Raw genomic sequence first — 24,520 nt, 5'->3', positions numbered from 1 at the left:
GATCTATTTGCTCCTCCGCAAGGAATCATTGCCAATCAGAACGCAAGCCTCTTTGTGGTGTTACTTTAATGATCGGTTCAATGCAACAATTTCTTGAGCCAGAGACGCAGCTTTCACGAAGTCTTTCTGCCTCTCCGCATCCGCTCTTTCTGCTTCTTTTTCCTTTATCATTGACCATTTTCGGTGATCCAACACTTTTTTTACGTAATCGGATAACTCGGCCTCTGAGAGCTCCTCGTTTACTTGGAGCATCCCTATATCTGAAAGCAGCTGGCTGATTTCCTCATCCTGCATTCTCGCCATAAGATGCTGCGGCGTCATGTCAGCGCCCTCTTCATAAACAGCGTACAGGTATGCTGCCAGCGCACGATGTCCGTCAATGTTAAATTCAAAGCCGACACGCTCAATCACTTTCTTTATGACGTTTCGGTCTCTCAGCATATGAGCGAGCAGAAGTCTTTCCGCGTTCTCATAGGCGGGACGGAGACGGCGCCGTTTCGCTTTTGTCGTCACCCGGGCCCGTCTTGTCTGCGGTTCGGCGTTTTTGTCGCCGGGGGCGTTTTGTCTGGCGTAGATGGAAAGCTGTTCCGTCAAAGATTCTACCGAAAGAGAAAATTCTGAGGCGAGCTGCTTCACATACATTTCCTGCTCAAGCGACCCGGAAAGAGCGCTGATTTCTTTCAGCACTTCTTTCATGTAAGCGAGCCGGTCTCCTTCGTCAGATAAGTTTTTCCCTTTGCGGAAATATTGCATTTTAAAAGCCATGACCGTAACGCTTGCATCAATGATATCGGTCCGGAATTTTTCTCCGCCCCGGGTTCTGATATAATCATCAGGATCAAGCCCGTCAGGCAGCATGCTTACTCTTACCTTACAATCGGCTTTCTGGAGCAGGCCGGCCGCTTTCAGCGTAGCTTCGTACCCGGCTTTATCCGAATCGTAGCAGAGAATGACCTCCTGAACATTTCTCCTGAGGATTTTCACATGTTCTTCGGTGAGCGACGTCCCCATTGTGGCGATACTTTCTTTTACGCCTGAGCTGACGGCGGATATGACGTCAGCGAAGCCTTCAAACAGAACGGCTCTCTCCTCTTTCCTGATCGGCAGGCGCGCCTTATGAAAGTTATACAGCAGCTTAGATTTATGAAACAGCGGCGTTTCCGGGCTGTTCATATATTTCGGCTGCTGGCTTCCGAGCGCCCTTCCTGAAAAAGCCGCCACGGCTCCGTGGTGATCATGAATGGGAAACATAATTCTGTTTCTGAAACGGTCAAAATACCCGCTGCCGTCTTCCCTTCTGATCAGCAGACCCGCTTTTTCCATCAGTTCTTCCTCAAAACCGCGCTTTTTCAAGAATTTCGTCATGAAATCCCAGGAATCCAGCGCGTAGCCGATTTCAAACTCATCTATGAGCTCTTTCGTAAAACCCCTTGATAAAAGGTAATCTAACGCTTCCTGGCCTTCCTTTGTATTTATTAGCAAATGATGGTAAAATTTCTTCAGAAGCTCGTGGGCTTCCGCCATCTTCTGCTCTCCGGAAGATTCCGGCCTGGATGCAGAGTGAATCGTTATATCATCAGGGAAATCAATCTGATATTTATCCGCAAGGTGAGAAACAGCTTCCGTAAATGAATAACCTTCCATCTGCCGTAAGAAAGAGAAAACGTTCCCGCCCGCACCGCATCCGAAGCAATGAAAGATCTGCTTATCGCTGGAGACGGAAAACGAGGGCGTGTTTTCCCCGTGAAACGGACAGAGCCCAAAGTAGTTGCGGCCTTGCTTTTTCAATTGGACATAATCACCTATGACTTCAACAATGTCTGCTGACTGCTGCACCTGATTAACTACTTCATCTGGTATGCGGTTTCCCATCTTATAACACTCCGTCGTACATTATTCGATGTTTTGATTTGAAATCCCTTCATCATTCGACAGGATTTTTTTAAGCAGGGTAACAAATCGATTCCGATCTTCTTTATTTAATTTTTTAGGTCCTTTGGAATGAATGCCGCTTCTTCTCATTTTGCCTGACATATGACGGCTCATCAGAGCGAAGTCAATCGTGTCTTCAGTATAAGAACGGCCCCTTTCCGATAAGACGGCAATATTTCTGTTCAGCAAAAGAGAGGCTAAACCGATATCCTGCGTGACTACGACGTCTCCCGATCTCACATGGTTTGCGATATATAAGTCTGCCGCTTCTTTATGAGGATCAACGTATACCCAGTTCTCGTCTTTGCTTCTGGAAAGCTGGTAGTGTTCAAATGATGCGACGAAAATAACCCGAACGCTGTATTGCGATGCAATGAGCATTATTTCCTCTTTTACGGGGCATGCGTCTGCATCGACAAAAATCGTCTTTTCTTTTTCATTTAGAAGACTAATTCTCCATCCCTCCATCAATCTCCTGCATAAAAACAAGCGAAATCGCATATGCTCCATGACTGCGGATCTATTTTGAGCTTTGTCGAAAAATTTCCGGGAGTTATTCTTGACATCTTACCCATAATAGTTTATTCGTATCACACGAAGCTTAAACCTAAAAATAAACATTTTATCACAATTTTTTATTATAATACAAACTTCGCGAAGATGCCATCCTTTTTGTTTATTCCCTATTTGCATACCCAAAAACCCAGGATAAAGCGTCCTGAGTTATCGGCCCTTTGTTTTGAGATGATGAATGATGTTCGCTGTTTCCTCGACCGCTTTATTCGAAACGTCAACGACTTGGCAGCCGATCCGGTCCACGATTTTCTCAAAATACTCCAGCTCTTCTTTAATTCTGTTGATATTGGCGTAAATGGCTTTGTCATTTAAGCCGAGAGATTTTAACCGTTCTTTTCGTATATGGTTCAGTTTATCAGGGCTGATTTTTAAGCCGATGCATTTTTTCGGATCAACGCTGAACAGTTCTTCCGGCGGATCGACCTCAGGAACGATCGGCACATTGGCCACTTTCAGACGCTTATGGGCAAGATATTGTGATAATGGGGTTTTAGACGTTCTGGATACTCCGAGCAGGATGATATCGGCTTTTAAAATGCCTCTTGGATCTCTGCCATCGTCATATTTGACGGCAAACTCGATCGCCTCGACCTTTTTGAAATAATCTTCATCAAGCTGGCGGACGCGGCCCGGTTCATATTTAGCGGTCAGACCGTAAGCCGATTCCATTTTATCGATGAGCGGACCGATAATATCGTAATACAGCACATTCGCTTTTTCCGCTTGTTCAACCAGGTATTTGCGCATTTCAGGAACAACGAGCGTAAAACAAATAATGCCGCCGTCCGCTTTGGCGAGAGACACGACTTCATTAATGGTGCCGATATCTTCCACATAAGGTATTCTTCTGATATGCGTATCATCGGCTGAGCCGTTAAACTGGCTGAGCGAGGCTTTTACAACGAGTTCGGCGGTTTCTCCGACTGAGTCTGATACTACATAAATGATGCGATTGTCCATGTTATCCCCCCGTTAGTTTTCAAGCTTATATGATTTCATTTTCTGATAAACTGACAAGTATCTTAGTCATATTCGTTTTGGTAAACCGGCCGATGACCTCAAAGCCTTTATCCGTATCTTTAATAACGGGCAGGGCATCGATCTGTTTTTCAATTAAATACTTGGCGATGTCCATCACATAATCGTCACGCCGGCAGACGGCGATATTCGGCATTCTTGTCATGATAATATGAACCGGTATTGAGGCAAGTTCCTGCTGGCCGATGCTCGCCCGCAGCAAATCTTTGCGTGACAGCACACCGACTAAGACAGCATCACGATCTACGACAAATAACGTGCCGACATCTTCTAAAAACATGGTGCAGATGGCATCGTATACCGAGACATTCTCATTGATGACAACAGGGATCGATTGAAAATCTTTCACTTGCAGCTTTTTCAATTTATCCGCAAGCAGCTGATTTCCCGTTTTCCCCGTATAAAAATAACCGACCCGCGGACGGGCCTCTAAGAAGCCTGACATGGTGAGTATGGCCAAGTCCGGCCGCAGCGTGGCCCTCGTTAAATTGAGCTGTTCTGCGATATGCTCTCCGGTAATCGGGCCGTTTTCCTTTACAATCTGTAAAATTTGTTCTTGCCGTTTATTTAATTCGATCGTACTCACCACCTTTATGGAAGGGTTTCTTTATCTATGTTTTCATTCTGTGATGTTTATGTAAAAGGGGAAAAGACGATTGCCGATCACACAGCAACCGTCTTTTTCTTTATTTTACAATAAGATGATTCATATTAGCAAAAGACTTGATCACATCTGCAAGAGCGGTCATTTGCGCTAAACGGTTGGTTTTTAATGCTTCATCGTCCGCATTTACCATCGTGTGATTAAAGTAATCTTCGATCGGCTCCTTTAATCCGCTGAGCACGGCAAGCGCCTGTTCATAGTTTTTGGAGGCAAAGCTTTCCGTGACACTGTCTTTTGTTTTTTGATAAGCGTCAAACAGCTTTTTCTCCTGTTCATTTTCAAACAGATCCGGATTGATATCGCGGCTCTCGCCTTTTTTGCTGATGGAGATGACCCGGCCGAGTGATTCAGCCGTTTCTTTAAATCCGGGTGTGCCGAGGTGCTTCTCAAGCACTCTTGCTTTATGAACGGCTGCATACGGCTCAAGCTCTGTGCTGTCCAGAACGGCTTCGATAACGTCATGACGGATGTCTTCAGCGTTTAAGACGTATTTCAGACGCTGTGTAAAGAAATCGAGGAGCTCATTTTCTTTTTCCGTTTCTGTCAATGACAGCAGCTCTTTAAAAGAAATGCCCCAGTTGCGGTCGATCAGAATGGAAACGATGCCGCTTGCCTGACGGCGCAATCCGTACGGGTCCTGAGAACCTGTCGGAATCACGTCAATGCTGAAGAAGGAAGCAATCGTGTCCAGTTTATCAGCTAACGCTACAACCGCGCCGGTGAAGGTTGAAGGCACTTCTCCCCCGGCCGCTCTCGGCATATAGTGCTCATTGACAGCGGCAGCGACGGCTTCATCTTCACCGAGCATGCGCGCATATTTTTCTCCCATCACGCCCTGAAGCTCAGGGAACTCATAGATCATATGTGTAACCAGGTCAAATTTAGAAATCTCTGCGGCGCGCTTCACAAGGTTTTGCGTCTGTTCATCCGCTTTCAGGCGGACGGCAAGTTTGCCCGCAATGGCGGCCACTCTTCTTACTTTATCTCCAAGGGAGCCGAGCTCTTCATGGAAAACGATATTTTCCAGTTTCTTCACGTTTTCATCAATGTTCAGCTTTTGGTCTTCTTTGTAGAAGAACGCAGCATCTGAAAGCCTTGCTCTCAGCACTTTCTCGTTTCCGCGAGCAACATTTTCAATTGCATGGCTGTTCCCGTTTCTTACCGTAATAAAATGAGGCAGCAGATTCCCGTTTTCATCTTTTACCGGGAAGTAGCGCTGATGCTCTTTCATTGTTGTTACAAGTACTTCTTCAGGGATAGAAAGAAACTCGGATTCAAAAGATCCGTAAAGCGCCGTCGGGTATTCCACCAGATGGTTGACTTCGTTCAGCAAGTCCTCATCGATCGGAATGTTCCATTTCTTCTCGGCCGCAAGCGCGTCCAGCTGGCTTTGGATCATTTGTTTGCGTTCTTTCGGGTCAGCAATGACGCTTTGTTCTTTCAGCAGCTTTTCGTATGATGACGGTGCATCAACAGATACTTCTTGGCCGAGAAAGCGGTGTCCCTGCGTGTTCCGGCCCGTCTCGACATTTGTGATTTCAAACGGAATGACGTCTTTCCCAAAGAGAGCGATAATCCATTTGATCGGACGGATATAGCGCAGATCCTGCGTGCCCCAGCGCATGTTTTTCGGAAAATGCATTCCGGCAATCAAATTTTCCAGCTGCGGTAAAAGTGTCTTCGTCTCTTGTCCCGCCTGGAATTTTTGAACGAAGACATATTCCGTGCCGTTTACATCTTTTATATACAGATCATCCACTCCGGCGCCTTGGCCTTTTGAAAATCCGATAGCGGCTTTTGTCCAGTTTCCGTCAGCATCCAGAGCGATTTTTTTCGCAGGGCCTTTTGCTTCTTCCTGAATATCAGCCTGTTTTTCTGCTACGTCTTTTATATATACTGCCAGACGTCTCGGCGTATTAAAAAGTTTCACTTCGCCATGGGCGATATTTTTTTCAGCCAGCCAGTCGGTCAGCTTTTCACCGAGCTGCACCATGCTGTCATGTAAAAACCGCGCCGGCATTTCCTCGAGTCCGATCTCTAAAAGCAAGTCTTGTTTACTCATGGGAAGAGCCCTCCTCTTTAAGCATTGGGAACCCTAATTTTTCCCGTTCTTCATAATACGTTTTTGCCACTTTTCTCGCTAAGTTGCGGACACGGCCGATATAACCCGTCCGCTCCGTCACCGAGATCGCGCCTTTTGCATCGAGCAGATTAAATGTATGAGAGCATTTCAGCACATAATCATAGGCCGGATGCACGAGCCCGTTATCCATTTGTCTGATCGCTTCTTTTTCATAGGTGCTGAACAAATGGAAAAGCATATCCACGTCAGATGTTTCAAAAGTATAAACGGAATGCTCATATTCAGCCATCATAAATAAATCTTTCACAGTAAATCCTGACGTCCATTCAAGATCAAAGACGTTTTCTTTATCCTGAATATATGACGCGAGACGTTCAATACCATACGTGATCTCAACGGATACCGGTTTACATTCAATTCCGCCCACCTGCTGGAAGTATGTAAACTGAGTAATTTCCATCCCGTCAAGCCATACTTCCCAGCCGAGACCTGCACAGCCTAAAGACGGGTTTTCCCAGTTGTCTTCTACGAAACGGATATCATGTTCAAGCGGGTCAATGCCGAGCGCACGCAATGAATCAAGGTAAAGCTCTTGAATGTTATCAGGCGACGGCTTGATAATGACTTGGAATTGATGATGCTGATAGAGCCTGTTCGGGTTTTCACCGTACCGTCCGTCCGCAGGCCGTCTGGACGGCTCAACGTAAGCCACTCTCCACGGTTCCGGCCCGATGCTTCGTAAAAATGTATACGGGCTCATTGTGCCTGCGCCTTTCTCCACATCATACGACTGCATGAGCACACAGCCTTCATTCGACCAGTGCTTCTGCAAGGTTAAAATCATATCTTGAATGTTCATTTCAAGCACCTCCACTTTCTCCATTCTTTTACAAGTGCGGCGGCAACCAAAAAACTCCCGTCTCTATGCTTGCCGGCCGCAAACATAGGGACGAGAGTTCTCCCGCGGTTCCACCCTAGTTGCTGAGGATGTGAATCACTCAGCCTCTTTTTAAAGGGTTGCTCGAGAATGCCTTTCGTTGCGCGCTCATCCTTAGCTTACACTGCCCTAAGGTCGCTTGTATGAGTTGGACGCAAGTACTTCTTTCTGTCACTGCAACATATTTTATAATAAATGATCATATAAAAAGATGGGCAGAATGTCAACTTTTGTTTTCATCCAAAAGGTTCTTCATGCTTTCCATCTGATCTAAAAACCGTTTTGACTTTAAATAAAGTCCTGAATATTCCTCGTAATACAGATCAATGACCCGTTTAATTTCGTTTTTGGTTTCCTGTTTTAACGAGACGCTGCCGAGCCTTCCGATATCAAAGTAATAAAAAAGCCTTAGCAGCCTTGCCGTTTGCGGCGAAATCGGAACTCTGTACGGATCCTTTTCAAAGCAGCGGTGGCAGATAAACCCGTTATCTCTTATCGAAAAATGAAACGTTCCTTCCCCGCTTTTGCAGTGGACACAATGATTCAGCTCCGGATACAGCCCCATGACGCCGAGCATTTTCATCTGCACGATGAAGGTGATCACGTCCGGGTCAGTCCCGTCATTCAGCCTCTTAAAGGATTCGAGAATCAATTCGAATAAATAGGGGTTCGGTTTCTTCTCTTCCGTTCCTTTGTCAGTGAGTTCAGCGATAAAAGCGGCATACGCCGTCAAAAATAAATCTTCTCTGATCGTTCTCATGCTGAGAATCATTTCACCCTGCTGGAGCGTGCCGAGTCCGGATGTTCTTTGCATTAAAAATGACCCGTACAAAAACGGCTGGCTGACTGCTGACAGCCGGCTGGCTGACTTCCTGGCGCCCCTTGCCATGACGCCGATTTTGCCGTGTTCCCTCGTCAGCAATGTCACGATTTTATTCGTCTCCCCGTAGTCATTCGTACGGAGCACGATTCCTTCACATTTAGTCAGCATTTCCGCACCTTCCAACAATGGGAGGGGCCAAGAGGTTTACAAAATTGGAAAATCAATTCGGGCTAGCTCATCTTCCGGTTCTTCGGGTCTTTCCAGGTTCTCTTTTTCCAGTTCTTTAAAAAGAAGGTACGTATCAACACTTCCTGTTTGAGAAAATACGTTCCAGGTAAAATTCAACACAAAAAACCCACCTTTCATCATTAAACTAGCTTGCAATCCAAATTCTTACCCTTATCTTGACCTGATGTCCTCCTTTTCATGTTAAACAAATTTTGCTAACGAATCCCTGCTTCTGTGAGGTAATCTCACACCTCAGGCATGCGCCTTAGATGAATTAATATTCATCCTCTTTGAAGCCGAAATCACGCAGCTGAGACATTTTATTCCGCCAGTCCTTCTGCACCTTCACCCATAATTCCAGGTAAACGCGTGAGCCCAAAAGAGCTTCAATATCAGCCCGCGCTCTTTTGCCGACTTCTTTCAGAAGCGCTCCTTTTTTGCCGATGACGATGCCTTTTTGAGAATCCCGCTCGACCACAATGGTGGCGGCGACATGGACGGAGCCGTTTTCCTGCCCTTTAATGGACTCGATGGCGACAGCGATGCTGTGCGGCACTTCTTCCCTTGTCAGATGGAGCACCTTTTCCCTGATCAGTTCAGAAATAATGAACCGCTCGGGATGGTCAGTCACCTGATCGCTCGGATAGAACTGAGGCCCTTCCGGTAAATACGCTTCAATCTGCGCGAGAAGGGTTTCGACGTTGTTCCCTTCCAAAGCTGAGATCGGCACGATTTCCTTAAACGGATAGCGCGTACGGTACTCATCAATTAAAAGAAGCAGCTGGTCAGGGTGGATCTTATCAATTTTGTTTACGATCAGAAAGACCGGTGTAGACGTCTGTCCGAGCTTTTCAATGATAAACTCGTCGCCTTTTCCGTACCCTTCTTCGGCGTTAATCATAAATAACACCAAGTCAACTTCTTTCAGCGTATTCTGCGCCACTTTCATCATAAAGTCGCCAAGCTTGTGCTTTGGTTTGTGAATGCCCGGTGTATCAATAAAAATGGTCTGCGACGTGCCGGTTGTCAGCACCCCTTGGACTTTATTTCTTGTCGTCTGGGGTTTGTCGCTCATGATGGCGATCTTTTGACCGATGACCCTGTTTAAAAAGGTAGACTTTCCTACATTCGGCCTTCCGATGATAGATACAAATCCTGATTTAAAGCTTTCGTTCGTCATGTAAATCCTCCGATGAAAATGCGCCTGGTAATAATTCTTCCGCAGTCATTTCTTTTATTTGTCCTTGTAAGTTGGTCAGAATAACAAGCATATCCTTTGAGCACAGCTCGGAAATTACTTGTCTGCAGGCTCCGCACGGCGAAACCGGTCCCGGAGTATCCGCAGCCACGGCGAGCATCGCAAATTCCGTATCCCCCTCGGAAACAGCTTTGAATATCGCCGTGCGTTCAGCACAGTTGCACATGCTGTATGCCGCATTTTCGATGTTGCAGCCTCTGTACACTTTTCCGTCTTTGGTAAGAAGAGCGGCTCCCACTCTGAAATTTGAATACGGCACATACGCTGTGTCCCGCGCTTTTAATGCTTCTGCAATCAATTCTTGTCTGTTCATGTGTACTTAATTCCTCTCTTACCTTTATCCTGTATGATACCGCTGTCACTTTTATTTTACATAATTATGATTGGTTTTTCACGCCCATTTTTGGCAATGTAAAATAATTGTAAGAATCTTCTGCTAACATATCTTCGGCAAGAAGATGAGTAAACCAATGATACACGATATCACGGCAAAGACGCAAACGGCTCCGGCGGCCGCGTCCTTTGCCGCTTTTGCGAGCGGGTGATACTGATCGGTAACTAAATCCACAACATGCTCTATCGCCGTATTTAAAAGCTCCAAAGCAAGCATTCCTCCGATCAGCACCAAAACAACGGCCCATTCGGCTGTGCTCAGCCCGGTGAGAAAACCGCAAACGATAACGGCGCAGGCCGCGGTAATATGAAATTGAAAATTCCGCTCTGACCGCGCCGTTTTCCAGATTCCCCTCCATGCATGGACAAAGCTCTTCAGGAACCTGCTCCACTCGTTTTTATGATCTCGTGAGTCCATACTCATCCAGCAAATCCTTTTGCTTTGAAAACATTTCTTCCTCTTCTTCTTTTGTCATGTGATCATAGCCAAGCAAATGCAAAAAGCCGTGCACGGCCAGAAAACCGAGCTCCCTCATAAACGAATGGCCGTACTCTTCCGCCTGCTCTTTCGTTCTGTCTGCGCTGATGATAATATCTCCTAAAACAGGCGGCATGTCGGCGCCTACGATTTCAACCTCGTCTTCGCCTTCTTCTTCAAGCGCAAACGAAATGACGTCAGTCGGAGTGTCTTTTCCCCGGTAGTCTCTGTTGATTTCTCTGATTTCCTCATTTGTCACAATCGTGACCGATACTTCAGCCTGGTCCTGAACGCCTTCTTTTTCCGCCGCGAATTGGAGCAGCTTCTCCACTTCTTGGAGCGCATCAGCTGAGACGCTGTTCGTTTCATCAACAATATCTATGAGTAAACCCATTTATTTCACCTTCTTCGTAGCCTCCGGATATTCAATCCGGGAGTGGAAAATTCCTTTTAAAGTCGCACATAGTGTTTTTGCGATCGTATCCAGTTCTCGGAACGTGAGATCACATTCTGAGAATTGTCCGTCCTGAAGCTTATCGGATATAATTCCCCGCACCAGTTTTTCGATCCGCTCGGGATTGGGATTATGCATGGAACGGACGGCGGCTTCAACGCTGTCGGCCACTGAGATAATAGCCGCTTCTTTCGATTGCGGCTTCGGCCCCGGGTAGCGGAACTCTTTCTCTGTAATCTGGTCGCCCTTTTCTTTCGCTTTATAATAAAAGAATTTTAAAAGGGACGTTCCGTGATGCTGCTCCGCGATATCCACAAGCTCTTTCGGAAACTTATAGCTTCTGAGCATATTCGCACCGTCTGTCGTATGTGCGATAATGATATTTTTGCTGAGCTGAGGAGACAGCTTGTCATGCGGATTATCCATATTCATCTGATTTTCAATAAAATATTGCGGACGTTTCGTTTTGCCGAGATCGTGATAATACGCTCCGACCCGTGCTAAAAGACCGTTTGCCCCTACGGCTTCACAAGCCGCTTCCGACAGATTTGCCACCATGACGCTGTGATGATATGTACCGGGTGTTTCCGTTAAAATCTTTCGAAGCAGGGGATGATTCGGATTAGACAGTTCAATCAGCCTCATTGTTGAAAGAATGCCGAATCCCGTCTCAAAAAACGGCATCAGACCGATAATCAAAACGGATGAAGCAAGTCCCGAGACGACCCCCATCAGCATCAGCGTTCCGATTTCAACCGGTGACAGCGCCGTATTTTGTATTAATAAAAGCGACAGCACGATAATCATATTAATAAATGAGACGAACAGTCCCGTCTGCAATATTTTTGATCTCGCATTATGTTTTCCCAAAAACAGAATGCCTGAAATGCTGCTGATTAAATAGTAAATGCCGATGACGTAATTAAATGTTCCCGTCACACCCTGATTAAACATCATACTGCCGCAGATCGCCAGAATGATGCTTCCTAAAATGGCGAGCCTTTCATTGAGCAGCAGCCTGATTAAAATCGCGCCGGCGGCGATCGGCACAAGATAGCCGATATTGGTGTATTCAATCTTCTGAAAGAGACTGACGACTTCCATAATGACGAGAATAAGCGTTGTAATGATAGAAAACAGCAAAAGAGATTTATTTTTCAGCTTAAGCTCCTGCTGCTGTTTCTCAAAATAGTAGACAAGCGTGGCAATAAACAGGCCGATCATCAGAAGGAGACCGCTGATCGGTTTTAACAGGTTGGAATTATTCAAAAGACCCGTCAGTTCAAGCTTCCTGTATACTTCCCGGTCAATCAGATCATTCTCTTCCACGAGAACCTGTCCCTGTTTGATCTGTACCGGCTGGACGCTGTCTGACGCTTCCTGGCGTTTTTCATCGGTCGCTTTCGGATCAAAAACGTAATTCGGGATGACCGCGTATTTTCCGATTTCAGTCGCAGCCGCTAAATATTTTGACGGCACAGAAGCGCTTTTCAGCTCTTTTGCGACCTTATCCTTCGCTTCAGCAAGCTTTTCAGAAGGAATTTCACTGCTCATCACCGTATTCACCGCGGTAATGACGGAATCCCTCACAAATGAGAAATCTTCATTGTTTGCATGGAGAAGCGATTTAATGGCATCTTCCGAGACGGATTCATTGACATCCTGTGTCAGCTTGTTTTTCACCGATTTTACCAGTGATTTTTCCGAAGGTGACTTTTTGTCTTTTTCCGCATCTTTTTTCACTTCGCCGATACTGTCAAAAATGGAAGTGATCAGGTCAAGCCGGTTGTCGGTATAGCCTTTTTTCAGAGTGTATTGATCTTCCACCGCATCTTCGGCCGCCTGTTTTTTCGATTCCGTCGCCTGCTGATCTTCCACTGTGGCGGGCGCGTAAATCGTTTTATCACTGACTGCAAACAAATCCAAATTAAGTGATTCAGGTTTTACATGAATAAAGAGCAAACCAAACATGATCGCTGAAAGCAGCAGGTACAGCAGCACATGGGCTGAGCGGGCATGTCTGAAACTGCGGAACCGTTCCCGGGCGCTTTTGCCCTTTCCCTTCTTTTTCAAAACAAGAACCTCCTCCCTGAAACATCAGGAACACATCATATAAAAATGACCCGATAACGGGAGATCGGGTCATTTTTGCATTACTTTTGCTTATCATAAGCTTCAATAATTTTTGCAACAAGCGGATGCCTGACCACATCTGTCTGGTCAAGTTCAATCACGGAGATGCCGTTTACGTCCTTCAGCATGTCCTTCGCTACTGCAAGTCCCGATGTGACGCCTTTCGGCAGGTCAATTTGGCTTACGTCGCCCGTAATGATCATTTTAGAGCCAAAACCCAATCTCGTCAAAAACATTTTCATTTGAGCGGGAGTGGTATTCTGGGCTTCATCAAGAATCACATACGCGTCGTCAAGCGTCCGCCCTCTCATATAGGCAAGCGGGGCGATTTCGATAACCCCTCTTTCCATAAGACGCTCCGTATGGTCGCTTCCGAGCACATCATGGAGCGCGTCATACAGCGGGCGCAGATAAGGATCTACTTTTTCCTTTAAATCTCCGGGCAGAAAACCGAGGCTCTCGCCGGCTTCCACAGCGGGTCTTGTTAAAATGATTTTTTTAATGTGGCCGTTTTTTAAAGCGTGCACCGCTTTTACGACCGCCAAATAAGTTTTGCCGGTTCCCGCCGGCCCGATGCCGAACACCATGTCGTTTTTCTTCATCGCCGCCACATATTCTCTTTGGCCGATGGTTTTGACACGGATCGGTTTGCCTTTTGCCGTTTTCGTTATTTCCTCTTCATACATGCTTTCAAAATAGTCCAGTTCATCTTTTTTTGCCATTTTTACGGCATACAGCACATCACGTTCCGAAATCTCGATCCCCTTGCGAATCAAAGTAAGGAGCGAGCCCAATAATCTGTCAGCGATCTCAAATGTTTCATCATTCCCGGAAACGTAAATGGTTTCACCGCGTGTGATGAGGCTAATGCCCAGATCCTTCTCCATTAAATGTAAAAAAGCATCTTGGCTGCCGAACAAAGAAAGTGCTTCGTCCGGGCTTTTCAGTTTGTGATTAATCGCAAGTAAATGTTCTGCCATTCTTTAGTCTCCCTGAACAATAGGTGTGGTTTGAACGATATCTTCTATAACTTGGTAGAGAATAATCAACTTTACTTTACCATTCTCAACGGATTGGTGCAAAACTTTTTCACTTTCTACCTCTCCGCTGCCGTTTAATCGCTTTTCTACATCTTGTCTTCCCATTTTGATACCGGCCTGAACCGCTTCGCCTTTCGTATAAGTCCGCACGGATGTTTCACTTTCTCTTGTCTGTTCTGAAACGTAAGAAACCGGAAGCTTCATCCCCAGAAATTGAAACGGATGCTTTTCTTCCTCTGTTTTCGGATGTTTCAGCGGCTCCTCATTAAACCCGAAGCCCCAAAAAGGCACACCCCATGATCCGAAAGACAGCTTGTGCTTCGTCCTTACTTTACCCGTATATAGCGTAAATGATGTTTCAAGGGGCACGGTTACTTCTGACTTGTACCATGTTTCTCCGTAAATTTCCGCTTTTGAGGCGACTTTCCGGTCTTCATTTCCGATCAGTCCTGAGACGAGGAGCTGTCCTTTGTCAACATGATCGTTCACAAAAGCCATCGGCTGCCCCTTTTGCACGAACATCCTTTTGATGACCGCCTTCTTTTTGGCAACGATATGGCGGGGGCTTACGTACTTTTCTTTTGTCGGTTCGTTCTTTTCGACCACTTTCATATGAAGGGCTGTCCCGTTCAATTCCACACCGACCCACGTAATATTATCGATGCCGTTTGTTAATGATTTTTGAATTTTTTCCGGCGTCATCATTAAAAATTGCAAACGGCCTTTTTTCACACCGATTTCTTCAAGGTGCTTTACCATCTGATGCTCGGTTTCTGGCTTGGCCCCTTTAATATCAATTTCCCAAATCATGTTGGACAAAAGAAACAATATAACAAAAAATATCACAAATCCCGCAGTGAAGCCCAGATTTAATTTTGATTTGAGAAGCAGAAAGGGAAGACCCTTTCTTTTTGTAAAGCTTGCTTTGCATTCATGTTTTCTGATGACTCTTCTGAAAGCATGTACATCTTGAAGCTGAATCATCAGCAGAACACAGTCTTGCTTTTTTTTCACCGCAAAGATGGCGATTCCGTTTCTCGTGCATTCATTCAGCAGCCGTTCAATCCCTTTTCCTTTGACTTCCATTTGGACTTTACCCGAAAAAAATGACAGCCATTTGTTTTTCACATTATTTCCCCCCGGCTTTATGAATCGACATATCGTACGTGATCTATCGTGCCTTCCAAAAGGATTTCCTCAGGAAGGATTGCCTTAATGACCAAGTTTTTTCCTGATATGATACACTGCCCCTGCTTGAGCATCAGCCTGACTTCTTCTTCACTGAACAGCAGGAGGCCTCTGTGATTCTCTATGTAGATATGAAGTCTGCCGACCATCGTAATACGAGGCAGATCCATCATAACGTCCGGGGGAATTTCCAATGCTCTTGTCAGCCATGCCTTTACACGATTCTTTCTTTGCCCCATAAAAAAAGAACCCCCTTTCATCTCATATGTATGATTTGAAAAGGGGTTCTAACACTTTATTTTTTACCGATGTTCCGCATGGTCCGGTGCGGTTTTTTTGCACGGGGCGGACCCAAAACCTCACTGAATATAATGCCTTGGACCGCAGTTTCTTTATTTATTTTGAGGGCTGATTTCTTCAGAGACGCGTTTCGTGCGCGTGCGGATGTCAGCTTATGTTCGAGCCCGTTAAACATCTGCTCCGTCTCCGCTAGGCGCTTTTCAGCTTCCCTTCTTTTTTGCTCAAAAGGGTTCTCTTCTGAAACGGCAGGCAATTCTTCCGCTTCCGGCTTATGCTCTTTCTGCGGCTGTTTTTGATCCTGCTTTTTTGCCTGATTTCCGGGACGTGTACCCGGCGGACGTTTTTCATCTTTGTTTTTCTTGCCGAATATTGCCGATATAATGCCGATGACGGCGGCAATGACGAGCGGATTTGTCAGAATCTCGTGCATATAGCGGCTCCCTCCTTAATAGAGAGGTTATTGTTGGTCTTCATCTTGCTGGTCATTCGTCAGCTTGCCGATAGAATCCCTCATGTCCGTATCCGCGTCGATATTTTTTATGTTCATATAGTCCATGACGCCGATGTTTCCTTCACGCAACGCTTCTGCCATCGCAAGCGGCACTTCGGCTTCTGCTTCCACGACTTTTGCACGCATTTCTTCTACGCGAGCGCGCATTTCCTGCTCTTGGGCGACCGCCATGGCGCGGCGCTCTTCGGCTTTGGCCTGCGCAATGTTTTTGTCTGCTTCTGCCTGATCCGTCTGAAGAATCGCTCCGATGTTTTTGCCGATATCCACGTCGGCGATGTCAATCGAAAGAATTTCAAATGCGGTGCCTGAATCCAGCCCTTTGCCAAGTACGGTCTGCGAAATCATATCAGGGTTTTCAAGCACTTTTTTATGATTGTGTGAAGAACCGATTGTCGAGACAATCCCTTCTCCGACACGGGCGACAACCGTCTCTTCTCCCGCTCCTCCGACAAGGCGCTCAATATTGGCTCTAACCGTGATTCTGGCTTTTGCTTTTACTTCAATTCCGTCCATGGCGACACCCGCGATAAACGGTGTTTCAATGACCTTCGGATTAACGCTCATCTGTACGGCTTCCAATACGTCACGCCCGGCCAGGTCAATGGCTGCGCAGCGTTCAAATGACAGCTCAATATTGGCGCGCTGTGCCGCAATCAGGGCATTGACCACCCTGTCGACATTACCTCCGGCCAGATAATGGCTTTCGAGCTGATTTGTTGTTGCGGACAGGCCGGCTTTGTGCGCTTTAATTAACGGATTGACAACGCGGCTTGGTATGACGCGCCGCAGCCTCATCCCGACCAAAGTGAAAATGCTGATTCTGACTCCTGCCGCAAGCGCCGAAATCCATAGCATCACCGGTACAAAGGTGAAGAATATGGCTAACACAATAATGGCAGCAGCAACTAATGCTAAAATCGCCAAACTTGACAGTTCCATCTAATTCCTCCTCAAGGTTATCATCTATATTTCTCTCACGACAATGCGTGAGCCTTCCGCTTTCACTACTTTCACCTGTCTGTCTTTTTCAGTGAATGATCCTTCCGAGACGACATCCAGACGTTCATCATCAATAATGACGGTGCCTGACGGTCTGAGGGCTGTAGCGGTAACGCCGACTTTTCCCAACAGCTCCGTCCGGTTCTGATTTGAAACATAACCGCTCTCCGTGCTTGTTGAATCAGTTAATATTAATTTTTTAAAGAATTTCATTCGTTTCCCCAACACCCTTGTTAATATGATAAAGGCTGTAATAGACACAGCAATGGCGATCAAGAGAGAAACCGCCATGACGGTAAAGCTGCCCGCAGCGAGAAAGAGGCTCGCGATGACGCCTGCAATTCCGATAAGACCGATTATGCCTCCGGGCAGAAATATCTCTAAAAGGATAAAAACCAAGCCCGCGCAAAATAAGAATACGCTGTCATAGCCGGCGAATCCGGCAGCGATATGCCCGGTGAAAAACAGCAGCATGGCCGTCAGTCCGACGGCACCCGGTATCCCGAGGCCCGGCGAGAACAATTCAATGGTCAAACCAAGCAAAGCAAGCGTTAATAAGACGGGGACAACAAACGGATTTGTCAGCCATCTGCCCAGTTTGCCGACGAAACCTTCTTTTGCATGGTGAACATCCGCTTTGTCAAAACCGAGCTTTGTATATAAAGCATCAAGGTCTGAAACCGTGCCCTCCGAATATCCGACTTCCTTGGCTTTTTCAGCTGTCAGTGTCAGCAGTTTTCCCTTTGGGGCGCCCGCTTCCTTTGCATTAATGGCGGGATCTGCCATGGCCAGGGCGTATTTCGGATTTCGGTTGTTTTTAACCGCTGTGTCCTCCATTTCTGCATGCCACAGTGATTGGGCCTTTTTGTCTGCCGCGTTTCCCTTTCCGTCGATGATGGCTGCGGCACCCATTTTTCCGCCCGGCGCCATATAGATTTCATCTGCCTGAAGCGCTATATACGCTCCGGCAGAAAGCGCCCGTTTATTAACGTAAGCGGTAACAGGCACATCCGCGCGGCCGATGATATCCGCAATATCCAAGGCTGATTGAACGGCGCCTCCCGGTGTATTGATGTCAAGAATAATGTGTGACGCGCCGGACTCCTTCGCTTCTTTGAAAGAACGCGATAAAAACGAGGCGAGCCCCTGTTCGACATTTTTCTCAACCGGGATGACATAAACCGATGGGTGATCAGCTTTCGCGTTCAATTGAACCCCTAATAAAGATAATACAAATAAGCCCAATAGAGCAACAGCAATTCCGGTTTTTTTTCGGAACAAGGCAAATATACCCTCCTTCCCGTTTCGTTCTTCTTTATATACGTAACAAATGTACTTTAGTTTCATTTTTTTATGTATAAAAAAAGACATCTCTCAAGGAAAGATGTCTTTTTTCTTGTCAATTAAGATAATTGACTGCTGACAAGTCTGTTAATTACGCTGCCGTCAGCTTTACCTTTTACTTTAGGCATAATAGCACTCATCACTTTGCCCATGTCCGCTTTGGAGCTCGCACCGACTTCAGCGATGGTTTCATTTACGATTGTCTGCAGCTCTTCTTCAGAAAGCTGCTTCGGTAAATAAACTTCTAAAATGTCCAGCTCTTTTTGAACTTTATCTACTAAATCTAAACGATTAGCGTTTGAAAATTCATGGAGGGAGTCTTTACGTTGCTTAAGTTCACGAGATAGGACAGTAAGTTCCTCATCCTCGGTCAAACTGTCTTTCTTAAGCTTAATTGCTTCGTTTTGAAGTGAAGCTTTCACCATTCGAACGACAGTCAGTTTGTCTTTCTCACGGCTTTTCATATACAGCTTCATATCTTGGTTAAGTCGCTCAAGAAGACTCATAAATCCACCCTCTTTTAGAATTTGCGTTTTCTAGCAGCTTCTGACTTTTTCTTGCGCTTTACGCTAGGTTTTTCATAAAATTCGCGCTTTCTTGCTTCTTGCAAAGTACCTGTCTTTGATACACTGCGTTTGAAGCGACGAAGAGCATCTTCAAGCGATTCGTTTTTTCTAACGACCGTTTTTGACATTCTCTTTCCCTCCCTCCGAATACACCAATCGACTACCTTTAAAAAGATACATATATAAACATGTACTTTGACATTATAATATAAGCCATCAGTCAGGTCAACTAAGCGAGCTCACTTTTCCGTCATGAATAAGGCTGCTTGTCTATATAATGATGGAAAGGGGTGTTTCGTTTGATGATACTGATTCTCTTTACCGCACTTATCCTGGTTTTTTTACTCGGAATGAGCCTGCTCAGGCAGGGCCTGATCGCCTTAACGTATTCAAAAATTGAGAAGAGCCTGCTCTTATTTACCGACCACCCTTTGAAAGCTTTTCTCATAAGCATCGTATTCACCGGTTTTCTTCAGAGCAGCTCAGCCTTCATGGTCATTGTCATCGGCTTTGTCAGCGCAGGCGCTTTATCTTTTAAACGGACCATTCCGATGATTCTCGGCACGAATGTCGGCTCCACGTTTACGACGGAGTTTTTAGCCATAAAGATGGATGTGCTCATTTGGGTGCTTTTTATCGGAGGCCTTGTGTTTATCCTCCTCCGTAAATATCCGTTCAGGCAGATCGGCATAAGCTTCCTCGGTCTCGGCATCATCTTTTTTTGCATTACATGCTTCAGCCGGCTTGCCGTTCCGCTGACAGAAATGAAGGCGGGGGCGGAGGTTTTGCGACATGTGAATGATTCGAGCTGGTCCGCTCTTTTTATCGGCATGATATTGACGGCAATCATTCATTCAAGCTCCGTCTGCATCGGCATTTTGATGAGTTTTATGAACGAAGGGGTGATCGGCATTGAACAAGCGGTCAGCGTCGTTCTGGGATCTAATATCGGGACATGCGTCACGGCCGTCATGGCTGCTGTTTCAGGCGGTTATGCCGCCAGACAGACCGCCGGTGCTCACGTTGTGTTTAATATTCTCGGCGTGCTGCTCGTATTTCCCTTCCTGTCCGCATCAGCAGGTTTTACGGAGCGACTGTCTGATGATCCCGCGCAGATGATTGCGCATTTCAGCCTGTTATTTAACGTAGTCACCGCCTTATTGTTTCTGCCGTTCACACATTTGTTTTACCGGCTGATTGACAGGCTGATTCCTCCGAAACCGTAAAAAAACCGATGCGGGAAGGCACCGGTTTTTTTATCAGTTATGAAGACATGCGCATGTTTCGGGTCATTTCATCCTCAACGACACGGACGAATTGTCCTTCATTATACGGATAGCCCGCTTTTTGAATTTTGACTTTGACAAGTTTGCCGATTACATCTTCCGTGCCTTTGAAGACGACTTTCATGTAATTGTCCGTATAGCCGACGAACATGCCCTCCTCATCAGACTCTTTAAACGCCTCTTCCGGAATGATTTCCAGAACCTCTCCTTCATAATCGGAGGCGTATTCTTTTGCAAGCTGGTCAGACAGCGCGATCAGCTTATGCACCCGTTCGTTTTTCACGTTCTCGTCAACCTGGTCTTCCATTCTGGCCGCAGGTGTTCCGGTGCGTTTGCTGTAAGGGAATACGTGAAGCTCTGAAAACTTATGTTCTTTAATGAACCGGTATGTTTCCATAAATTCTTCTTCCGTTTCTCCCGGGAAACCGACGATGACATCAGATGTGACAGCCAGACCCGGCAGCGCTTCTTTCAGCTTATTTAAACGGTCCGCGAAAAATTCCATCGTATATTTGCGTCTCATCCGTTTCAGAACGGTGTTTGATCCTGACTGAATCGGGATATGAAGGTGACGGACGATTTTATCAGACGCATCCAGCACTTCAATTACTTCATCAGTGATTTGGCTTGCTTCAATAGATGAAATTCTGATCCGCTTCAGTCCTTCTACACGTGTATCAAGCTCGCGGAGAAGCTTGGCGAAATTATAATCTTTCATATCTTCACCGTAGCCGCCCGTATGAATCCCCGTCAGGACGATTTCTTTATAGCCGGCATCCACCAGCTGCTGCGCCTGTTTAATGACTTCTTCCGGATCACGGGAACGAAGCAGGCCGCGCGCCCAAGGGATAATGCAGAACGTACAGAAGTTGTTGCAGCCCTCTTGGATTTTTAACGACGCTCTTGTACGGTCAGTAAAAGCGGGAACATCCAGCTCTTCAAACACGCGTGCTTTCATAATATTGCCGACGCCGTTGATCGGCTGGCGCTCTTCCCTGTACTGCTCAATGTAACCGAGCATTTTTTCACGATCCTGCGTGCCGACGACGATGTCAACACCCGGGATGGCCATAATTTCCGCCGGAGAGGTTTGCGCATAGCACCCTGTTACGCAGATGACGCCGTCAGGATTTTGGCGGATCGCCCGTCTGATGACTTGACGGCTTTTTTTATCTCCCGTGTTTGTTACCGTACATGTATTAATGACATATACATCTGCTGTCTGTTCGAATTCTTTTCGTTCATAACCCGCATCTTTAAACAGCTGCCAGATTGCTTCTGTTTCATAATGGTTGACCTTGCAGCCAAGGGTATGAAAAGCAACAGTTGCCATTACTGATCACCTCTTAATAACTCTGTATGATAGGAAACTGCGCTTAACGCGTAAAGAGGCGCAGTTTCAGTCCGTAAAATTCTCGGTCCGAGGCCGCATAAGACGGCGCCTTTTTCTGAAAGCTGATGAACTTCAGACTCAGTCAGACCGCCTTCAGGGCCGAATACGATTAAAAGAGACGAACCTTGCGGAAGGCTTTTGAGCTCCGCAGCGAAAGCGCCCGTTTCTCCCTGCTTTGATGACTCCTCGTATGCAACGACACATTTATCGACATTCTCCGCCATTTCAAGCAGCTGCCGGAACGTATGAACGGTTTTCACTTCGGGAATTTCATTGCGGTACGATTGCTCCGCCGCTTCCTTCGCGATTTTCGCCCATCTCTCCCGCTTTTTCTTTGCCTTTTTGTCGTCTAGCTTAACGACGGATCTGGCGCCCTGAAAAGGGATGAACATACTTGCCCCCAGCTCGGTCCCTTTTTGGATAATCCACTCAAGCTTATCGCCTTTCGGGAGGCCGCTGGCGATCCTGATCTTCAAAGGCAGTTCACGGTTTTCACCCGTCCACTCAGCAATGCTGCATGATATATGATCTTTAGAAACCTCTTTAAGCAGGCATAACGCTTCATGGCCGTCTTTCGAACAGCAGATTATCCGGTCTCCCGCACTCATTCTCATGACGTTCGCTATATGGTGGACGTCTTCCCCCGTGATTTGAAAATCAGGAGTTTCGTCCATCTCCTGCTTCGTGAGCTCGATAAAATATCGTTGCATACGCTGTGACACCTACTAACTGTTATTTTTTCGCGATGATGCTGACCCAATCTTCCATAGACAGAATTTCTGTGATGGTAAAGCCGGCTTTTTCTAACGCTTCTTTTACTTCCTGTTTTTTCTGGCCGATAATGCCTGAAGTAATAAAATGGCCTCCGTCTTTGAGCAGGTCGTACGCCTGTGATGTAAAGCGGAGAATCACTTCCGCCAAAATATTTGCGACAATGACATCATGTTCGCCCGTGATGCCGTCTAACAAATTGTTCTGCTTCACTTCAGCCGTATCACTCACTTTGTTCAATTTTACATTCAGACGCGCGCTTTCAACAGCGACCGGATCAAGGTCATACGCATGAACCGATTCGGCCTCAAGCATGGCGGCCGCGATGCTTAAAATTCCTGAACCGGTGCCGACATCAATGACACGGTCGCCTTTTTGAACGATACGCTCAAGCGCCTGAATGCACAGAACGGTTGTCGGATGCGTTCCCGTACCGAATGCCATACCCGGATCCATTTCGATAATCAGTTCATCTGTATGAACAGGTGTGTACGTTTCCCAAGTGGGAACGATCGTGAACTTTTCAGAAATTTTCACAGGATGATAATACTTTTTCCAAGCTGTCGCCCATTCTTCTTCATTAACTTCAGAAATGGTGATTGTGTTTCTGCCCAAATCAATGTCGTACAAAAGCAGATTATTAATCGTCTCTTTAATGCCGTCCACCGTTTCGCCGAGGAAACTGTTGATCGGCAGATACGCTTTGACAATGACACCCTCATCGGGGTAATCATTGGGGTCGAGCTGGTAGATTTCCCCGTAAACATTCTCACGCTCTTTCATTAAATCAAGCGGATCTTCGATGACAACCCCGCTCGCACCAGCTTCATGCAAAATATTTGAGATGGGTTCGACCGCTTCATGTGTTGTGTGAATGCTGATTTCGGACCATTTCAAAACTACCAACTCCTATCCAATCATTACTCGCCTTTAAATGCGCGTTTTACTTTGTCAAAGAAACTCATTTCTTGTTCATCCGGCAGGTTTCCGCTGACTTCAGCGAACTCGCGGATGATGTCTTTTTGTTTGTCTGTCAGATTCGTCGGTGTGACGACGCGGACGACAATGTGCTGGTCGCCTTGTCCGTAGCCCCGGACGTTCTGAACGCCTTTGCCTCTTAATCTGAATTTCGTGCCTGTTTGTGTGCCGGCAGGTATTTTCAATTTCACTTTTCCGTGAAGCGTCGGCACTTCCACTTCGTCTCCGAGTGCCGCTTGGGCAAACGTTAACGGCATTTCGCAATAAATATCGTCTCCGTCGCGCTCAAAGAACTCGTGGGCGCGCACATGGAATACGACAAACAGATCTCCCGCCGGCCCTCCGTTTACGCCCGGTTCACCTTGGCCCGGAACGCGCAGCTGCTGTCCGTCATCCACACCGGCAGGAATCGTGACATTGATTTTTTTCCGTTTTTTCACTTTGCCCGTGCCGCCGCAGTCAGAACACTTGTTTTTGATGATTTTTCCTGTTCCTTCACAGTGGTGGCAGACTCTTCGGTTAACCACTTTGCCAAACGGCGTGTTCTGTTCGACGTTCAGCTGGCCAGAACCTCCGCAGTGCGAGCACGTATCCGGCTTTGTTCCCGGCTTCGCGCCAGACCCTTTACATGTTTCGCAATTCTCTTCGCGCGGAATTTCAATGATCGTTTCTTTCCCGAAAGCCGCGTCTTCAAATGACAGGGTCATTGTATACTGCAGATCCGCTCCTTGCCGCGGCGCATTCGGGTCACGGCGTCTCGTGCCGCCTCCGAAGATGCTTGAGAAGATGTCATCGAAACCGAAGCCGCCGAAGTCTCCGCCGCCTCCGAAACCGCCGCCGAATCCCTGGTTAGGGTCTGTATGGCCGAATTGGTCATATTGAGCGCGTTTTTGGTCGTCTGAGAGCGCTTCGTACGCTTCTTTTACCTCTTTGAATTTTTCATCTGCTCCGGATTCTTTATTGATATCAGGATGATATTTTTTTGAAAGCTTCCGATAGGCTTTTTTGATTTCATCCTTTGAAGCGCTCTTACTTACCCCAAGCACTTCATAGTAATCACGCTTACTCATCTCGCTTCACTCTCCCGAATTTCTCACATAAATTAGATTGTATCATTTTGAATTATGTTTTTTCAATTCCTTTTATC

At 46.4% G+C, this 24,520-nt stretch carries 25 protein-coding genes and 1 pseudogene; 1 reads left to right on the top strand and 25 read right to left on the bottom strand.

The window, feature by feature from the left end; genetic code table 11:
• Window positions 1-60 precede the first annotated feature (60 nt).
• The 21 genes and pseudogenes from dnaG to rpsU all read right to left on the bottom strand — a co-directional run bounded on the left by dnaG (window position 61) and on the right by rpsU (window position 19,073).
• Window positions 61-1,872 (bottom strand): DNA primase, encoded by a 1,812-nt coding sequence (gene dnaG, locus BGM27_RS06870; RefSeq protein ID WP_007408290.1) that lies wholly within the window; start codon window positions 1,870-1,872, stop codon window positions 61-63.
• 21 nt (window positions 1,873-1,893) lie between these two features.
• Entirely contained in the window at window positions 1,894-2,400 is a 507-nt protein-coding gene (locus BGM27_RS06865; protein WP_007408289.1) for a YaiI/YqxD family protein, read from the bottom strand.
• 255 nt (window positions 2,401-2,655) lie between these two features.
• Window positions 2,656-3,468, bottom strand: coding sequence for a pyruvate, water dikinase regulatory protein (locus BGM27_RS06860; RefSeq protein WP_003152991.1), 813 nt, complete (start codon window positions 3,466-3,468; stop codon window positions 2,656-2,658).
• A 25-nt stretch (window positions 3,469-3,493) separates the two neighbouring features.
• Complete coding sequence (gene ccpN, locus BGM27_RS06855) at window positions 3,494-4,132, bottom strand: transcriptional regulator CcpN (RefSeq protein ID WP_003152989.1); 639 nt, start codon at window positions 4,130-4,132, stop codon at window positions 3,494-3,496.
• Between the two features lie 100 nt (window positions 4,133-4,232).
• Window positions 4,233-6,272 carry a glycine--tRNA ligase subunit beta gene (gene glyS / locus BGM27_RS06850; protein ID WP_007408288.1) on the bottom strand — a complete coding sequence of 680 codons (2,040 nt, stop codon included), beginning with the start codon at window positions 6,270-6,272 and terminating at the stop codon, window positions 4,233-4,235.
• Entirely contained in the window at window positions 6,265-7,152 is an 888-nt protein-coding gene (gene glyQ, locus BGM27_RS06845) for a glycine--tRNA ligase subunit alpha (RefSeq protein ID WP_003152984.1), read from the bottom strand. Before glyQ ends, glyS begins: the two co-directional genes overlap by 8 nt.
• A 301-nt stretch (window positions 7,153-7,453) precedes the next feature.
• A complete protein-coding gene (gene recO, locus BGM27_RS06840; protein ID WP_007408287.1) occupies window positions 7,454-8,221 on the bottom strand; it encodes a DNA repair protein RecO in 768 nt (255 codons plus the stop codon).
• Between the two features lie 36 nt (window positions 8,222-8,257).
• Window positions 8,258-8,401 (bottom strand): YqzL family protein, encoded by a 144-nt coding sequence (locus tag BGM27_RS06835; protein ID WP_007408286.1) that lies wholly within the window; start codon window positions 8,399-8,401, stop codon window positions 8,258-8,260.
• Window positions 8,402-8,555: 154 nt separating this feature from the next.
• Complete coding sequence (gene era / locus BGM27_RS06830) at window positions 8,556-9,461, bottom strand: GTPase Era (RefSeq protein ID WP_007408285.1); 906 nt, start codon at window positions 9,459-9,461, stop codon at window positions 8,556-8,558.
• Complete coding sequence (locus BGM27_RS06825; protein ID WP_003152976.1) at window positions 9,442-9,852, bottom strand: cytidine deaminase; 411 nt, start codon at window positions 9,850-9,852, stop codon at window positions 9,442-9,444. The genes era and BGM27_RS06825 overlap by 20 nt, the downstream gene beginning before the upstream one ends.
• A gap of 123 nt (window positions 9,853-9,975) precedes the next feature.
• Entirely contained in the window at window positions 9,976-10,350 is a 375-nt protein-coding gene (locus tag BGM27_RS06820) for a diacylglycerol kinase family protein (protein WP_003152974.1), read from the bottom strand.
• Window positions 10,331-10,804, bottom strand: coding sequence for an rRNA maturation RNase YbeY (gene ybeY, locus BGM27_RS06815; protein ID WP_003152973.1), 474 nt, complete (start codon window positions 10,802-10,804; stop codon window positions 10,331-10,333). Before ybeY ends, BGM27_RS06820 begins: the two co-directional genes overlap by 20 nt.
• Window positions 10,805-12,937 carry an HD family phosphohydrolase gene (locus tag BGM27_RS06810; protein WP_007408284.1) on the bottom strand — a complete coding sequence of 711 codons (2,133 nt, stop codon included), beginning with the start codon at window positions 12,935-12,937 and terminating at the stop codon, window positions 10,805-10,807.
• 80 nt (window positions 12,938-13,017) lie between these two features.
• A complete protein-coding gene (locus BGM27_RS06805) occupies window positions 13,018-13,977 on the bottom strand; it encodes a PhoH family protein (protein WP_007408283.1) in 960 nt (319 codons plus the stop codon).
• Window positions 13,941-15,165 (bottom strand): annotated as a pseudogene (gene yqfD / locus BGM27_RS06800) (sporulation protein YqfD). Before yqfD ends, BGM27_RS06805 begins: the two are co-directional and overlap by 37 nt.
• Before the next feature lie 17 nt (window positions 15,166-15,182).
• Entirely contained in the window at window positions 15,183-15,464 is a 282-nt protein-coding gene (gene yqfC / locus BGM27_RS06795) for a sporulation protein YqfC (protein WP_003152966.1), read from the bottom strand.
• Between the two features lie 56 nt (window positions 15,465-15,520).
• On the bottom strand, window positions 15,521-15,955 hold the full coding sequence (locus tag BGM27_RS06790) for a hypothetical protein (RefSeq protein WP_007408281.1): 435 nt from the start codon (window positions 15,953-15,955) through the stop codon (window positions 15,521-15,523).
• A gap of 27 nt (window positions 15,956-15,982) precedes the next feature.
• A complete protein-coding gene (gene floA, locus BGM27_RS06785; protein WP_007408280.1) occupies window positions 15,983-16,975 on the bottom strand; it encodes a flotillin-like protein FloA in 993 nt (330 codons plus the stop codon).
• A gap of 24 nt (window positions 16,976-16,999) precedes the next feature.
• Complete coding sequence (locus BGM27_RS06780) at window positions 17,000-18,316, bottom strand: NfeD family protein (protein ID WP_007408279.1); 1,317 nt, start codon at window positions 18,314-18,316, stop codon at window positions 17,000-17,002.
• Between the two features lie 122 nt (window positions 18,317-18,438).
• Window positions 18,439-18,885 (bottom strand): GatB/YqeY domain-containing protein, encoded by a 447-nt coding sequence (locus tag BGM27_RS06775; RefSeq protein ID WP_007408278.1) that lies wholly within the window; start codon window positions 18,883-18,885, stop codon window positions 18,439-18,441.
• Window positions 18,886-18,899: 14 nt separating this feature from the next.
• Window positions 18,900-19,073 (bottom strand): 30S ribosomal protein S21, encoded by a 174-nt coding sequence (gene rpsU / locus BGM27_RS06770; protein WP_003152957.1) that lies wholly within the window; start codon window positions 19,071-19,073, stop codon window positions 18,900-18,902.
• Window positions 19,074-19,244: 171 nt separating this feature from the next.
• On the opposite strand from rpsU, the gene BGM27_RS06765 reads away from it, so the two are divergent.
• Window positions 19,245-20,171, top strand: coding sequence for a Na/Pi symporter (locus BGM27_RS06765; protein WP_007408277.1), 927 nt, complete (start codon window positions 19,245-19,247; stop codon window positions 20,169-20,171).
• A gap of 37 nt (window positions 20,172-20,208) precedes the next feature.
• Here the strand turns inward: BGM27_RS06765 and mtaB are convergent, their stop codons facing one another.
• The 4 genes from mtaB to dnaJ are packed head-to-tail and all read right to left on the bottom strand — an operon-like array spanning window position 20,209 to window position 24,443.
• Complete coding sequence (gene mtaB / locus BGM27_RS06760) at window positions 20,209-21,564, bottom strand: tRNA (N(6)-L-threonylcarbamoyladenosine(37)-C(2))-methylthiotransferase MtaB (RefSeq protein WP_007408276.1); 1,356 nt, start codon at window positions 21,562-21,564, stop codon at window positions 20,209-20,211.
• Window positions 21,564-22,334, bottom strand: coding sequence for a 16S rRNA (uracil(1498)-N(3))-methyltransferase (locus BGM27_RS06755; RefSeq protein ID WP_007408275.1), 771 nt, complete (start codon window positions 22,332-22,334; stop codon window positions 21,564-21,566). The genes mtaB and BGM27_RS06755 overlap by 1 nt, the downstream gene beginning before the upstream one ends.
• Window positions 22,335-22,356: 22 nt before the next feature.
• The gene (prmA, locus tag BGM27_RS06750; protein ID WP_007408274.1) at window positions 22,357-23,292 is read right to left on the bottom strand and encodes a 50S ribosomal protein L11 methyltransferase; all 936 of its coding nucleotides are present in this window, start codon (window positions 23,290-23,292) and stop codon (window positions 22,357-22,359) included.
• Between the two features lie 23 nt (window positions 23,293-23,315).
• Window positions 23,316-24,443 (bottom strand): molecular chaperone DnaJ, encoded by a 1,128-nt coding sequence (dnaJ, locus tag BGM27_RS06745; protein ID WP_003152895.1) that lies wholly within the window; start codon window positions 24,441-24,443, stop codon window positions 23,316-23,318.
• Between the last annotated feature and the right edge of the window lie 77 nt (window positions 24,444-24,520).

Origin of the sequence: Bacillus sp. FJAT-27001 (assembly GCF_019039175.1) — a bacterium.
Classification (GTDB): domain Bacteria; phylum Bacillota; class Bacilli; order Bacillales; family Bacillaceae; genus Bacillus; species Bacillus velezensis.
This window is presented reverse-complemented; position numbering and strand designations above follow the sequence as displayed.